We start from the raw sequence: 14,130 nt of genomic DNA on the forward strand, positions 1-14,130 counted from the left end.
TTTTTTTTGCTGTTTTGCATAGCCCGAACAAGGAGTTGCGGGCGTTGATATCTGTTTTGGAGGGTATCCATGTCCCGTGAAAATCCGTTCGCGAAACTTGATATGGCAGCGATAACGGCGAGCCAGACGCCAACCAAGCCTGGATATGGCATGACCGGGGCGGCCAAGACGGTTGTCCGCTCTATCGAGGACATGGCAGAAAATACCAAGAAGCTCATGGAAGGCGAGGTGATCGTGGACCTCGATCCACGATTGGTCGATGTGTCTTTCGTATCTGATCGCCTTTCAGATGATGGAGAGGAGTTTCAGGAACTACTCCAGGCGATCAAGGAGTCGGGTCAAACGACGCCTATTCTAGTTCGCCCAAGCTCGACCGATGCCAAGCGTTATATGGTGGTGTTCGGTCACCGTCGTCTTAGGGTCGCTCGTGAGCTTGGAGTTCCAGTCAAAGCGATTGTCAAGAAACTCGACGATATCACTTCGGCGATCGTGCAGGGTCAGGAAAACGCGGCCCGCTCGAACCTGTCGTTCATTGAACGCGCCTATTTCGCTCAGAACATGATCACGTCTGGAATGACCAAGGAAACGGTTCGGTCATCGCTCGCCATCGACGAGGCGATGCTGTCGAAGATGCTCGCCGTCGTCGAAGCGGTGCCAGCGTCCGTTATTCAGGCCCTAGGTGCATCGAAGAAAATTGGCCGTGACCGATGGCTCAGCCTCCGGCAACTGATACTGGCCCCTGCCCTCTCGAAGGTTGCTGCTGAACATGCAGCGTCGGCTGACTTTCACAAGCTCGCCGAGGCCGAGCGGTTCGATGCGCTTCACGACTATCTGAAGCGATACAAGGCCAAATCGGCTGCAAAAAAGCCCAAAGCCGATACCGCAGCAAAAGGCTGGATATCGTCGGATGGCTCTCTGAATCTCGCGATGACCGCCAAAGCAAAGAAGGTTGCCATCGAGATCACGAATGTCGAAGCCAAGCCCTTCAGCGAATGGCTGTCTTCTCGCATGGACCGCTTGTACGAGGAGTACAAGGGGTTGAAGAACGAAACCAACGGAGACTAAACCGCAAAAGAAAAAGGCCCCCGAACGGCGAACCGTGGAAGCCTCTCTCGTCATCTCTAGCAGGATCGAGAATCGCATTTCCCGGAATCACAGTCAAGAGTCTTGGCGCCAGTTTGGTGAGCGGATTTCTTTTGCCTGAAGAAAGGTGAGAGAAAAATGCAGACGGGACATGTGACGACGCCCTTTGGGCGGCGGCCGATATCGCTTGCCTTGGTCAAGGGCCAGATGGCGATTGCGGATCCAGATCCGGGCGTGCGGATTGAAAAATGGAAAGTGTTTCGCGATGTCTGCGAGGCGCGCGAACGCCTTGGACTTCAGGACCGAGCTTTGGCTGTTCTCGACGCGCTCCTGACGTTTTACCCGCACGGAGAGCTCGATATAAGTTGCGGGCTTGTCGTTTTCCCATCCAACGCGCAGCTGTCCGTTCGAGCCCACGGGATCACCGAGACGACGCTGCGCCGGCAAATCGCCGCACTTGTCGATGCCGGCCTTATCCTGCGTCGCGACAGCCCGAACGGTAAACGCTACGCGCACCGCAACCGGGATGGCGAGATCGAGCAGGCTTATGGGTTTGACCTGACGCCGCTGCTCGCTCGTGCCACGGAGCTCGCCTTGTTGGCGCAAGACGTCGCCGCCGAGCGCACTCGTTTCCGCCGCGCACGGGAGGCGCTGACGATCTGCCGTCGCGATGTGCGCAAATTGATCTCGGCAGCCGTGGAAGAGGGCGCGACAGGCAATTGGGACCAGGTGGAGTCCGAGTATGTCAGCATCCTTGCCCGCCTCCCGCGCCAACCGAACCGGTCCCAGGTCGAGACGGCGCTCGATGAAATGGAGCTCCTGCGGGAAGAAGCGCTCAACATCCTGGAAATGCAGCTTAAAACCAAGGAAATGCACGGCAATGCCATCCAGAATGACTGGCACATACAGAATTCAAATACCGAATCCACAAATGAACTTGAACCTAGCTCTGGAAAAGAGCAGGGCGAAAACTTGGCGGACAACTCTCTGACAAGGGATGAGCCAAATGAACCACAAAAGACGAAACGCGAGCCGATCAAGGCGTTCCCGCTCGGAATGGTGCTCCGTGCCTGCCCCCAGATCACTGATTATGGGCCCGGCGGGCGCATCGAGCACTGGCGCGAGCTCATGAAGGCAGCCGTTGTTGTGCGCTCCATGCTCGGCGTCAGCCCCTCTGCCTACGAGGAGGCGTGCAACGCCATGGGGCCAGAAAATGCCGCGGTGGCGATGGCCTGCATTCTCGAGCGGTCGAATTTCATATCGTCTGCCGGGGGGGTATCTGCGGGATCTCACCAGGCGCTCTGAGCGCGGGGAATTTTCGCTTGGGCCAATGCTGATGGCTCTCATGAAGACAAGCGACCAGGGAAATCGAAGGACTGCGTGATGTTGGTAAGACGCGGCGGCGGGCAGGCGCAGGAGTATTGGCCCTTATCCTTCCGTGGAGAGGTCACTTGTCAGCCGTTTTTTTTCGTTATTTTCTTTTCTGATCCAATGAGTTACTGGCGTTGAACGCCGGTTCTGACGGCACGTTGGTCTGTGTGGGAAGCAAAGGAAAAGCGGATCGGCGTCGAGTAGATCAACGGTCACGTGCTCCGGAGGCACCGCCTGATCACCGGTCGGGCTCCGGAGAATGCCATAATGCTGTTCACACCGCCGAGCGGTACGGGGCGATGGCGCAATTGGTAAGCAGGGCGAAGATGACTCCGTTGAAAGCGAGCCAGAGAGCGACGGCGTTGTCTTCGAGGCAAGACCGCCGATCGATGTTCTCTCGAATGCGCCCCACACACACTGAAGCAGTTGAGGAGAAGTTGTCGCTGCTTTACCTCAATAAGGAATAGCCTTGGAATTTGGCCGACCGCTTGTGCTTGAAGTGGTCCATTGGCGTGCCTGCGCTAACCGAATTAGTTCGCTTTTGGAACGATCGTCTGATCGTCGTCGCGTCTGTAATTCTCGGTCGCTCAAGTGTGAGCCTGTTGGATGGAGGTTTGCCGCAGCGAGTCGCGGACGCGATTTGCAACTTTCTCGCGCTGGTGAAAAGGTGAAACTGATACAGCTGGTTATCGGACCCGGAAGAAATAATGCCCCTTTTTTTGCAACATTGCATGGATGAAGAACTATGCCGGCCGTGATGCCATGATCCTCCCAAAGGTGGAGGCGGCTACGTCGTCTCGGAGGGAAGAGCCGGGGAGGAATTGAACTTCCTAGAAGCGGACGATGGCTATTTGTATGGGCACTTTGAAACGATAAAGGACGACGTCGATCGCGATGTCAAAATTGAGCGATTGGGAACGTCGACCTCAGCCAACTACATCGACGGTGTCGATGTGGTCTGGACTGCAACCGTGGACGGATGGATCCGCGCTGCGTCATTGGATGGTACGAAGATGCACGGGTTTATCGTAAGCGAGTGTGGTTCGATGGCATTTATGCCTCCGGTCAGCACGAACACGACGAAACATTGAGCTCTAGGGTGCGAGCGAGGGCCGAGGGCGCGCATCTCATTCCCATGAACGAGCGCGATGAAGCCTTTTACCTGCAGCAGGGTAAAGGCTGGAGCGGGCAAGCGAGTTAGTGGTATGCGGATGACACGACAGATCCGGCGAGGCGGAACTCCGTTGAAGGAATCCGTGCGATCATTGGAGGGCAAATATTCCGACCACTACACGCCTTGATCGTTTGCTTGCGTCAGAGTTGAAGATTTCGCGCTCGCGGCTTCAGAATCTGAACGATGACGGTTTTCTCCAGACTACGTCTGACCGCGCCAATGCAATGCGTCGGCATACTAAGACCAGCACGGTGATCACTATCGATCCTCTGCCGTTGTTTTGCGGGAATCAACACGATCCCCTTTTCTACTGACGTGAAAGCCCTCGCTCGGAACAGGGATATTGCGTATCTGCGTCAGCAAGAACCCGCGCCAAGGCGCTCGTTTGCCTCCGAGAACTCTTGGCGTTGCCGATCACAGCACCAAACGTGCCGCCATCCCAAGCTTTCGCTCGGTGTAATTGTAGTAACCCGTGGCTTGGGTCACCGACTTGTGCATGGATTGCTGCATGGCTTCGGGCAGGGGAATGCCGCGGTTCGCTGCTTCGGTGAGATATCCGGAGCGCAGCCCGTGCGCAGAAAACTGCGCCGGATCGAGGCCAGCCTGTTTGATGCGGGTCTTCACGATCAGATTGACGGATTGCGGTGTCATCGCCCGCCGATCGACATTGCCCCATTGGTCGATACCACGGAAAACCGGTCCCGTTTCGATATTTGCCACACGCAGCCAATGTTTGAGTTCGGCTACCGGCCGGCCGATCAGTACGACGTATTCATCGTCTTCTGCCGAGGTAGTCTTGGTGCGACCGAGGCGGATCGTCAGGCAGGGGAGGAGAGGGGAGTGAAGGTTGGCCGGACTGGCACGAACCGCCTCTTCATCCGTCAAATCCTCGACGCGTAGTCCCGCCACCTCGGAACGACGTCGTCCGCCTGACGCGAAGGCCATGAGGAGCAGCGCGCGGTCGCGCAGATCGACCAGCCTGTCACCGGCGCAGGCTGCCAGCAGCTTTGCGAGGACGTCGCCAGTCACGGCCTTCCTGCTTTTCCTCTGCCGGGGACGATTGCTGGCCCGGACTGCCAGGCGGAGCGCACTTTTCAGGGAGGGGGCCGAAAACGAGCCGGTCAAGCCACGCCAACGGGTGAGGATCGACCAGGTCGTCAATCGGCGGCGAACGGTGGCTGGCGCATGCGGGCCCGCACTTCTCAGCAGCGCCTTGGCGCGCAGCGCAGTCGCCACGTCTTCAGGCATGCCATGGTCGGGATTGGTTTCCCGCTCGACCGGATTCCACAAATGGTGCGCGACGAATTTCAGGAGCAGGCTTTCAGGCGCCGGCCAAGGAAGGGGACTGCCGGTCGCGACAGAGCACTAAGCTTCGAGATAGGCGAGATCGGACGCCAGAGCGCGCATGGTGTTGTCGCCCATGCCCTCGCTGGCGAGATGCTTGAGCGTCGCCACATCGTCGTCGGTCAAAAGCTCGGCGAGCTGATCGCGCCGATCGAATGGTAGAATGGCATCGAGCGCGTCGAGTTCTTCGGCGCGCTTTAGGATATCATTGTCTGAAAGCGGAAGCTCAGTGTTCATTTTCGAGCGGCCCAACAATGGTGACACCTTCACCGCGGGCGGCGGCCGCCATCTTTCGGTCGCCGGTTGCCAGAGGTAATCCCTGGGTTCTGGCCAGCGCAACATAACTCGCATCATATGCGGTCAACGTGTAGCGGGCCGCCAGCTCCAGCACGAGACCATCTCCCCCGGATCCGGCGTCCTCGAGCGGTAACCCTCGCAGCTGTGTCATCAGCAGAAGTGGTTCGCCCGGGCGCAGTCGGCCGCGCCGCACGGCCACTAGAAACAGATTACGGGTTTCAAACCAGAACAGTGCTGGCACAAGACCGACCGTCGAGCGGATCTCCGACATCAGCTGGTCGGCGGCATCGTGTTGTTCATCGGGAAGAAACCAAGCGGCGGCGATAGAGGCATCGAGGACGAAGGCCATCAGTAACGCCGGCCTTCATCGCGCCATTCGCGGATTTCGTCCTGCGTGGTGACGGCGCGGCCGGCGCGCTGGGCCTTGATTTCGGCGATCAGCGCATCGACATCGTTGTCGCGGCGGATGCGGGAGAGGCGGGCGACGGGCGTATTGCCGCGAGAAATAATCACCTCTTCACCAGCTTCGACTTTCGCCAGCAGGTCAGACAGATGGGTTTTCGCCTCGGCGACCTTAACGGTAACGGTCATGACGGGTGCTCCAGGTTTGTCTCTCTCGTCGAGCAGACGATGGTTTGTCCCGCTTTCCGACGTTCTGCACGATCATACGGCGGTCTCCTTAAGTTGGTCAAGGCCTAACCATATCACTATCGATACTTGAATACTAAGCGGAGCTAGGTGGGGCGTCAGCGATGGTTGGCGTACTTGCCGTTTTATCTGGATCCACATGTCTAGTGGGAGGAACCATCCGTGCGCGCGTGTCCTCGTGGCCATGTTTGAGGGCCAAACGCGAGTTGTAATCTTCGCATCGGCTTTGGTGCTGTCCGTTGGCGATTGATTTAAGGCTTTTTGGGCTTTGGAATAAAGGAGTTCCCCCTTGCGAATGCCGTTCAGTCGCTTCTGCGCGTGCATTCGAACAAGAACCAGGCACGTCGTTCAGTCTCGTTCAACCAATTTTCAAGCAGGCTGGCAGTGGCAATGTCGCCGTACGCGCCGCACAGAGCATGCGTTTCTTTCAATAATGATATCAGGGTGACGTTGTCATCGCGAAGTTCTGCCAGCATGTCATTCGGCGCCACGAAATCCGCGTCATTGTCGAGCAGGCGCATCTCCCTGGAAATATGCCCGATCGAACGGATCGTCGTCCCACCAATTTTACGAGCACGCTCGGCGATTTCGTCGGTCATGGAAAAAATCTGCTCACCCTGTTCATCCAGCATCAGGTGATAGTCGCGAAAATGTGGTCCGCTCATGTGCCAATGGAAGTTCTTCGTCTTCAAGAAAAGGGCAAATACGTCTGCCAGAAGCTTTGTAAGGGCGCCCGAAATTTCCTTCGTCGCGTCCGCGCCCAGGGCTGTCGGTGTTGCAAGCGGGGAGATGCGACGGTTCTTTGCAGCTAAGCGGTCCATGTGAACGCCTTTCGATTGATCGTTGACCAGCCTTGTTGCGCAGCAAGTGAGACCACAGTATCGATCGGCTTGGGCTGAGGATACTCACACTTACGTATGATTTAACTCTATTCGACGTTCGGGATCCCGATCCGGACGCGCCCCAAGCGATCCCAATGTCGCTTTAACCCACTACCAGCCATGCGTGTTACGGCGTGCCGATACTTAAAGCCTTAACAACGAAGGTTGCTCCAGATAGCCGAGATTGAGACCGCCAATCTGCCAAAAAGATACCTCCATCGCGCGTAAAGATACCTCCATTGCGCGTTTGGAGTATTGGCATACAATCGCATGCGCTGCGCAAACCTTGACATCAGCGGCACCCCTTATTCCGAATGAGAATTTTCCCGCAAGAGCAAGATGCCCCGACATGACATTTTTTGAGACCATTATCGCCTTGCTGGCGCTCGCGATGTTTTTGCTTCAATTAACCCGCCGGATGAACTTGCCATATCCCGGTATTCTCGCAGCTGCGGGAGTGGCAGTTGCAATGCTGCCAGGGGCTCCTACGATACCGATTGACCCTCCCACAGCGCTGGCTCTGTTCATCGCACCAGTCCTTGTTGATGCGGCCTATGACTTCCCTGCAAGGGCGGCGAAGCGCATTATGCTTCCTCTGGTGTTTTACGCCATCATTGCTGTCGTGGTGACGGCGTGCGTTGTAATGTTTGTTGGCGTCGCCGTAGCTGGGCTTCCCATTGCCGTCGCATTTACCCTCGGCGCCATCGTCGCGCCGCCTGACGCGGCGGCGTCTTCGGCGGTCCTTTCAAATCTTCCCGTTTCACGGCGCGTCGACACACTGCTGACAGGAGAAAGTCTATTCAACGACGCGACCGCTCTGCTGCTTTTTGGCGCCGCTTTGACTCTCCAGGAGCTTGGCGGAATAACGCGCGGCGTGGCAGTCGAGCTTGCTATGGCTGCGCCCGCGGGGGTGCTGTTTGGTGTGGGATTTGGCTTCGTGATCGCAAAGCTAAGACCACTGACCGAAAATACCGTGCGAGGCACACTCCTTCAGTTTGTGTACGCATTCCTCGCGTGGCTGGTCGCAGAACATCTGCATCTCTCCGCTGTATTGGCAACGGTGACAAGCGCGTTAACAATCGCGACACTCGAACGTACGGATAGTTCGCCGCGGATGCGGGTGCATTCATTTGCCGTCTGGACGACGGTTGTATTTGTTCTCAACGTTGTCGCATTTCTCCTGATGGGCATTCAGGCACGTAGTATCTTGAGCGCAATGCAGGCATCCCAGTTCCAACGCGCCGCGTACTTTGCCGTCTCAGTCATATTCGTTGTAATTATAACCCGCATTGCCATAGCGTTCCTGCTCCATGCCCTCGCCAAGTTTCTTTATAATCGAGGTAAGATCTCCGCTCAGTACACCGCAGGTGAAAGCTTCTTGGTAGGTTGGTCCGGGATGCGCGGTCTCGTGACGTTAGCAACGGCATTCGCATTGCCTGAAGATTTTCCGGAACGTGATTTGATTGTGTTGACCGCATTTGCAGTCGTATTGGCAACCCTTGTTATCCAGGGTGTGACTTTGGCCCCGATTATCAAGCTTCTGAAGCTCGACAGAGGCAAAGATGTAAGCAGAGAGACCGATGCGGCGCGTCGCTCGCTCGCAGAGGCGGCTTTTCATAGCATCGAAGGGGTACCGGGCCCAGAGGCTGATGCACTGCGCGCGTTATTTTCCGACCATTTGAAGGTCAATACCTCCCGTTCCGATAGCTCGCTGTCGGCACGCCGGCGCCACGTGGCTATGATCGCCCTCGCCGCACAGCGCCAACGCCTTGCCGAATTGCTTGATCGTGATGAAATTGGGCCGACACAATATCTCGAATTGCAGGAGGACTTGGACTGGAGACAGCTATCCGTTGGCACTGAACAGGATCGTCGGATAATCGACACCTGAGGGAAAATCGCAGGCGCGCGATACTCTCTATCACTGCACGGAACTGGCCATCCAATGCTAAGCCGCCAGGTTTCGCAAAGGCCAAGTCTTGTGGCACTCATTCGGATCGGTAAGTTGTTGAGTTCCCCCCTGCCCGCCTCGGCGACATGGCAGCACAGGGTCACGCCGGCTTGAAGGACCTTTGACCTTTTGCACGGGAACAATCGTTCCAGGAATGTCCGCTCTAAGAAAAGCGTACAGCCGATGTCAGCTCATTGATTATTCACACACGGGCGTACCTCCTGCAATCTTTCCGACGGTAGCAAAAACAGGAAGCGGAACGTCATGTTTTTCGATCGAGCGATCCTAGCTATTTCACTGGTGCTGTCTTCTGGTGAGATTGCGAGTGCAACTGACAGTGTACGGACCACCATCAACGACCACGCAGCCATCGTCGCGGATACAGAATTGTGGATCGACGCGGAACCGAAGGCGGTTTGGGCAATACTCACAGATGTCCCAAAGTGGACCGAGTGGCTGCCAGAGTTCGTCAGTGCTCGATTAGACGGACCTTTGGCTCCGGGCACGACGCTATATTGGGAACCCCAAGGTCAGAAGATAGTGTCGCGACTGGTCGTTGTGGAGCCGCCGCATCGGTTGATCTGGAACGGTTCAGGGGGTGCGGTCCACGTTTGGGAGTTAGCTTCCATCAGAAACGGCACAATGCTGCGAAATGCAGAGTCCATCGAACAGTGGACATTCCCAGAGGCATCAGGAGAGCAAAGCAAGTTCCTCAGGGAAACTCTCGGAGTGTGGAATGCTCGCCTTGCTGCTCGAGTGAAGGAGCGCCGAAAAACCGAGTGAGAAAAGCGAGGCGGCAGCCTTTCGCAATCTGGTTTTTGGTCGCCGCAGCAAGAGCAATTACTGCCGGGCTATTTTTTGCCTTCGAGTTGGGCCTCGACACAGATTGGTCTCAACGAAACACAGTCGGGTTCGTGGGGGCGTTTCGCTTTTGCAAATGTGGAGACGGATTTTACTGTTCAAGCGCGGCGATGCCTGTTTCGATACCTGCCGCCTCGGATCGGCGACCATCTGTTATGCAATGAATGTTGGCGCGACATGGCGTCGTAAAACCGGGGAAACTCGGCCCTTGGACCGATGCGTGGTTTGCTGCGACGGTCGAGGGCGTCGTCGGCCTAAGCGAACATCGACACGTAATGTCGCCATTGCGACGACAAATTTGCGCGGAACGGGCCTGCCAGCAGCGCATTTTCAGCTTCGAAAACAACGGACGCACTTTTACGATGATCAAAGTGAGCCGCAAGTCGGACGAAAACCTTTCCTATCTACTCAAAGGGTCAGCGCGCACATGAAGCACGATATGACACAGAGCCTACTCCTGGAAAATTCGCTGCAGTCAACGAGTACCGTTGCGACTGCCTATCCAAACGCAAAAGGAGACCATCGCGCCGATGCGCCGCTAAAAGTGACGGGCAACGCCAGATACACAGCTGACCATGCTTGGGATAACCTCGCTCATGCCGTCCTCGTCACAAGTCCGATCGCTTGCGGACGAGTCGCCTCAATAAATGCGGAAGCGGCAAGACGATCTCCAGGTTTCCTGGGTGTCGTTTCCCACGAGAATTGCTCCGAACTGCGAGGGCTGCCCCTGCCTGAATGGCCAGTTTCCCCAGAAGAAATCCTTCGCAGGCCCGATCATGGCGCAAGTTTGACATTTGCCGATACCCGTATCCGATACTCTGGACAGCCGGTTGCCGCAGTGGTCGCCGACACGCTAGAAAACGCGACTGCGGCGGCCCATGCGTTGCTGATCGACTATGAAACCGCCACAGCGTCAGTCGGTCTTTCTGACAACGAGTTGATTGCTCAAGAGCCTGTGACCGGTGAAATTCCCGGTGGAGAGCCGGCCAGTTCTGAGCGAGGAGACGCAACCTCGGCCTTTGCATCGGCACCAGTGCAAGTCACGGCTACATACAAGTCGATGGCGGCCCACCACAACCCCATCGAAGCTGCTGCAACGATTGCGTTCTGGCAGGACAACAAAAAACTTCTCATACAAGACACCAACCAGGGCCCGCACATCATTGCAGCGGCACTTGCATCCGCTTTCGCGATGGAAAAGAAGGATGTTCAGGTCATCTCGCAATTCGTGGGTGGCGCATTCGGGTGCAAGTTGCAGGTCTGGCCACATGGCTATATTGCCGCTTTGGCAGCGCGCCTGGTAAATCGGCCTGTCAAAATAGTCCTGACCAGACCCCAGATGTTTACAGGAACCGGTCACCGCCCGGAACTTATCCAGCACGTTTCTTTAGGTGCTGATCAAAGGGGTATCTTACACGCTATCAAGCACGAGGCTATCGTCCAGACCGGCATAGTTGACGAATACGTAGAAGGCTGCATCGGCAGAACGCGTACCCGATATGCGTGTGAGAATGTGTCCGTCAAAACCCGCCTTGCCCATCTCAATTTCCCCGCGGGAACCTCGATGCGCGCGCCGGGGAAAAGTACCGGTTCGTTCGCTCTGGAAAGTGCAATGGACGAGCTGGCCTGCAAACTCGAAATGGATCCGATTGAGCTTCGTTTGCGCAATTTTGCCGAACACGATCCCGATTCCGGAAGGCCATGGTCGAGCACTTCGCTAAAAGAATGCTACCGCGTCGGCGCAGAGCGATTTGGCTGGCGAAGTGGAGGCCGTCGTCGCGGTGGCACAGAAGGCAGACTATTGATCGGTCACGGCATGGCGTCGGGCAGCTATCCTCGATATGCGTCGAAATCCACCGCAAAAATCTCGCTTCATCGATCGGGACGAGCAATCGTTTCAGCTGGAATCTCGGAGATCGGGACGGGTAATCCAACGGTTATGCCGCGCATTGTCGGTGAGTTGCTCGGTATTCCGGCGTCCAATGTAGAGCTTGTTTTTGGTAGTACGGATTTGCCGTTCGCTCCCCAGGCCGGCGGCTCACGTATTGTCGCAAGTGTTGGCGAGGCCATTTTGCGAGCCTGCCGCGATCTTGAGTCAAAACTGCGTAATCACGTGAATGCAGACAATCAATCAACGAAAGTCCAGGCGATCGACCTTCTGTTGCGGACCGAGCTAGATCAGGTTGAAGGTCTCGGTGAGTGGGCCCCGGAGGGAAATCCACAATATAGCGTGGAAAGCAATGTGGCCCACTTTTGCGAGGTTGCCATAGATCCCGCCTATGAGACCATCCGTGTTCGTCGGTTCGTCAGCGCTGTAGACGTGGGCAGGGTTCTAAGCCCTGTGACGGCACGGTCGCAAATATTAGGTGCCGTGACCATGGGGCTAGGTCAAGCGCTGTGGGAAGGCACACATATTGATCATCGCTATGCGCGCTACATCAATACCGATCTGGGCGAGTATCTGGTCCCTGTGAATGCGGACGTTCCCGACATCGATGTACACTTCGTCGGCACGCCCGACGCAAATCTTGGAATACTTGGTGCCAAGAGCGCCGGCGAAATCGGCATAGTCGGCGTCGCTGCAGCGGTTGCGAACGCAATCTACGATGCATGCGGCGAACGGCCCAGATCCCTTCCAATTCAATTCGATAGTCTCAGTCAAAAGGAATGAATGCCATGAAACATTACATCCTGTTTTTGGAGTTTTCAGAAACCTATGAAAAGAGAAGGCCGGAGTTTAGAGACGAGCATCTCACAAAAGCCTGGGCGGCATCAGACCGGGGAGAGCTCTTGTTGGCTGGCGCCCTCACCGACCCGCTGGATACCGGAGTTATTCTCTTTAAAGGCGATAGTGATGAGGTCGTAAAGAAGTTCGTCGAGAACGATCCTTATATCAATAATGGACTGGTCCGCAGCTGGCGAATCCGGGAGTGGGCCACTGTCGTCGGCGAAGACGCTTCTTCGATAGTTCGCCCAAGCAAGTGAGGGCAACATGGACACTCTTTGCGAGGCGCAAGAAGATCTGGTGGCGGTGAGCTTCGTTGTGAACGGAGAAAGACACACGATTGAGATCGATCCCCGGGTAACTTTGCTGGACGCGTTGCGAAACAATCTTCACCTTACCGGCACCAAGAAAGGTTGCGATCAGGGGCAGTGCGGCGCGTGCACTGTCCTTATCATGGGCCGCAGGATCAATAGTTGCTTGTCCCTTGCTGTGACGCATGAAGGAGACGACATCACGACGATCGAGGGTTTGGGCACACTTGGATCGTTGCACCCGATGCAGGCCGCCTTTGTGAAACACGATGGACTACAGTGCGGCTACTGCACGCCTGGCCAGATTTGCTCTGCCGTAGGTATGTTGGACGAAATCGATCGCAACGTACCAAGTCATGTCAGCGAGGACCTTCACGCAATCGAAAAAACCGATGCCGAAATTCGCGAACGCATGAGCGGAAATCTCTGTCGCTGCGCAGCCTATCCCAACATTGTCGCAGCAATTCGCGAAGTTATGGAGACGAAACCATGAAGCGTTTCACTTACGAGCGAGTATCAACCCCTGCGGAGGCGGTTGCGGCGTTCTCACGGACCCCGGGCGCGAGGTATCTGGCAGGAGGAACAAATCTCGTTGACCTCATGAAGCTGCATATCGAACTGCCCGCCCATTTAATCGACGTCAACCGCATCGGACTTGACGCAATTGAAGAGCTTGATGACGGGGGTATTCGCATCGGAGCGATGGTGCGTAACACCGATGTGGCAGGTCACGAACGCGTGCTTCGCGACTATCCCGTGCTTGCGCGCGCCTTGGTATCTGGAGCGTCTGGTCAACTTCGGAACAAGGCGACCGTTGGCGGCAATTTGCTTCAGCGAACGAGGTGCCCCTATTTCTATTCAGGTGACCTCTCCTGCAACAAGAGGAATCCGGGCTCCGGTTGTGCCGCGATCGACGGGCTTTCCCGTAATCTAGCCGTCATCGGAGGTAGTGCCTCCTGCATTGCGACCCATCCCTCCGATATGGCCGTTGCGCTCCGGGCTTTGGACGCCATTGTGGAGACGATACAGACGAACGGCACCAGAAGACGCATTCCCATCTCGCAACTTCATGCCCTGCCCGGACAGACACCGCACATCGAAACATCCCTAACTCCGGGTGAACTCATCACGGCCGTTACGCTTCCTCCACCAGTCGATGGAGCGCAGCGCTATTTGAAATTAAGAGACAGGGCATCCTATGCGTTTGCAAACGTATCGATTGCGCTGGTCGCTGATTTCGATGGTCCCGCGCTTCGAACAATAAGGGTCGCGTTTGGCGGAATGGCTCCTAAACCGTGGCGTGTTGAAGCTGCAGAAGCCGGAAACATGGACAGCTCGAAAGCGGCGGACCGAATAATAGATGCCGCATTTGAGGGAGCAAGTCCAACTCGTGATAACCTCTTCAAATTACCCCTCGCGCGCAAGGCATTGAACGTTCTGATCACCGAGGCTTCAAGGCAGTAGCGGTCTATCGGTATCCTGTT

11 protein-coding genes and 2 pseudogenes are annotated in these 14,130 nt (G+C 56.3%); 9 read left to right on the plus strand and 4 right to left on the minus strand.

Annotation, left to right across the window (positions count from 1 at the left end):
• Window positions 1-69 precede the first annotated feature (69 nt).
• From repB to FS804_RS21640, 3 genes and pseudogenes are all read left to right on the plus strand, one after another.
• Window positions 70-1,065, plus strand: coding sequence for a plasmid partitioning protein RepB (gene repB, locus FS804_RS21630; RefSeq protein ID WP_144578884.1), 996 nt, complete (start codon window positions 70-72; stop codon window positions 1,063-1,065).
• Between the two features lie 156 nt (window positions 1,066-1,221).
• Window positions 1,222-2,467 (plus strand): annotated as a pseudogene (gene repC, locus FS804_RS21635) (plasmid replication protein RepC).
• An 808-nt stretch (window positions 2,468-3,275) separates the two neighbouring features.
• Window positions 3,276-3,545: a hypothetical protein gene (locus FS804_RS21640; RefSeq protein WP_144578885.1), complete on the plus strand. Its 270-nt coding sequence runs from the start codon at window positions 3,276-3,278 to the stop codon at window positions 3,543-3,545.
• A 497-nt stretch (window positions 3,546-4,042) separates the two neighbouring features.
• Here the strand turns inward: FS804_RS21640 and FS804_RS21650 are convergent.
• The 4 genes and pseudogenes from FS804_RS21650 to FS804_RS21665 form a co-directional block, all read right to left on the minus strand.
• A pseudogene (locus FS804_RS21650) lies at window positions 4,043-5,209 on the minus strand (site-specific integrase).
• On the minus strand, window positions 5,199-5,618 hold the full coding sequence (locus FS804_RS21655) for a type II toxin-antitoxin system VapC family toxin (protein WP_144578886.1): 420 nt from the start codon (window positions 5,616-5,618) through the stop codon (window positions 5,199-5,201). Before FS804_RS21655 ends, FS804_RS21650 begins: the two are co-directional and overlap by 11 nt.
• A complete protein-coding gene (locus FS804_RS21660; RefSeq protein WP_113081768.1) occupies window positions 5,618-5,860 on the minus strand; it encodes a type II toxin-antitoxin system Phd/YefM family antitoxin in 243 nt (80 codons plus the stop codon). Before FS804_RS21660 ends, FS804_RS21655 begins: the two co-directional genes overlap by 1 nt.
• 359 nt (window positions 5,861-6,219) lie before the next feature.
• Window positions 6,220-6,738 (minus strand): Dps family protein, encoded by a 519-nt coding sequence (locus tag FS804_RS21665; RefSeq protein ID WP_144578887.1) that lies wholly within the window; start codon window positions 6,736-6,738, stop codon window positions 6,220-6,222.
• A gap of 409 nt (window positions 6,739-7,147) precedes the next feature.
• Here FS804_RS21665 and FS804_RS21670 point away from each other — a divergent pair, with 409 nt between their 5' ends.
• The 6 genes from FS804_RS21670 (at window position 7,148) to FS804_RS21695 (ending at window position 14,110) form a co-directional block, all read left to right on the plus strand.
• Window positions 7,148-8,689, plus strand: coding sequence for a sodium:proton antiporter (locus tag FS804_RS21670; RefSeq protein ID WP_144578888.1), 1,542 nt, complete (start codon window positions 7,148-7,150; stop codon window positions 8,687-8,689).
• 324 nt (window positions 8,690-9,013) lie between these two features.
• Complete coding sequence (locus FS804_RS21675; protein ID WP_144578889.1) at window positions 9,014-9,532, plus strand: SRPBCC family protein; 519 nt, start codon at window positions 9,014-9,016, stop codon at window positions 9,530-9,532.
• A 505-nt stretch (window positions 9,533-10,037) separates the two neighbouring features.
• Window positions 10,038-12,281, plus strand: a complete 2,244-nt coding sequence (locus tag FS804_RS21680) for a xanthine dehydrogenase family protein molybdopterin-binding subunit (RefSeq protein WP_186376951.1) — start codon at window positions 10,038-10,040, stop codon at window positions 12,279-12,281.
• A 5-nt stretch (window positions 12,282-12,286) separates the two neighbouring features.
• Window positions 12,287-12,595 carry a YciI-like protein gene (locus FS804_RS21685; protein WP_045535549.1) on the plus strand — a complete coding sequence of 103 codons (309 nt, stop codon included), beginning with the start codon at window positions 12,287-12,289 and terminating at the stop codon, window positions 12,593-12,595.
• Between the two features lie 7 nt (window positions 12,596-12,602).
• The gene (locus FS804_RS21690; protein ID WP_077224686.1) at window positions 12,603-13,139 is read left to right on the plus strand and encodes a 2Fe-2S iron-sulfur cluster-binding protein; all 537 of its coding nucleotides are present in this window, start codon (window positions 12,603-12,605) and stop codon (window positions 13,137-13,139) included.
• Window positions 13,136-14,110, plus strand: a complete 975-nt coding sequence (locus FS804_RS21695) for a xanthine dehydrogenase family protein subunit M (RefSeq protein ID WP_144578891.1) — start codon at window positions 13,136-13,138, stop codon at window positions 14,108-14,110. The genes FS804_RS21690 and FS804_RS21695 overlap by 4 nt, the downstream gene beginning before the upstream one ends.
• The last annotated feature ends 20 nt before the right edge of the window (window positions 14,111-14,130 follow it).

This window comes from Agrobacterium sp. DE0009, assembly GCF_007680755.1.
Classification (GTDB): Bacteria; Pseudomonadota; Alphaproteobacteria; order Rhizobiales; family Rhizobiaceae; genus Agrobacterium; species Agrobacterium tumefaciens_B.

Excerpts from the sequence above, each read along its gene's own strand:
- repB (WP_144578884.1), top strand. The coding sequence starts at position 70 with ATGTCCCGTGAAAATCCGTTCGCGAAACTTGATATGGCAGCGATAACG.
- FS804_RS21660 (WP_113081768.1), bottom strand. The coding sequence starts at position 5,860 with ATGACCGTTACCGTTAAGGTCGCCGAGGCGAAAACCCATCTGTCTGAC.
- FS804_RS21675 (WP_144578889.1), top strand. The coding sequence starts at position 9,014 with ATGTTTTTCGATCGAGCGATCCTAGCTATTTCACTGGTGCTGTCTTCT.
- FS804_RS21695 (WP_144578891.1), top strand. The coding sequence starts at position 13,136 with ATGAAGCGTTTCACTTACGAGCGAGTATCAACCCCTGCGGAGGCGGTT.
- FS804_RS21685 (WP_045535549.1), top strand. The coding sequence starts at position 12,287 with ATGAAACATTACATCCTGTTTTTGGAGTTTTCAGAAACCTATGAAAAG.
- FS804_RS21690 (WP_077224686.1), top strand. The coding sequence starts at position 12,603 with ATGGACACTCTTTGCGAGGCGCAAGAAGATCTGGTGGCGGTGAGCTTC.
- FS804_RS21665 (WP_144578887.1), bottom strand. The coding sequence starts at position 6,738 with ATGGACCGCTTAGCTGCAAAGAACCGTCGCATCTCCCCGCTTGCAACA.
- FS804_RS21655 (WP_144578886.1), bottom strand. The coding sequence starts at position 5,618 with ATGGCCTTCGTCCTCGATGCCTCTATCGCCGCCGCTTGGTTTCTTCCC.
- FS804_RS21680 (WP_186376951.1), top strand. The coding sequence starts at position 10,038 with ATGAAGCACGATATGACACAGAGCCTACTCCTGGAAAATTCGCTGCAG.
- FS804_RS21670 (WP_144578888.1), top strand. The coding sequence starts at position 7,148 with ATGACATTTTTTGAGACCATTATCGCCTTGCTGGCGCTCGCGATGTTT.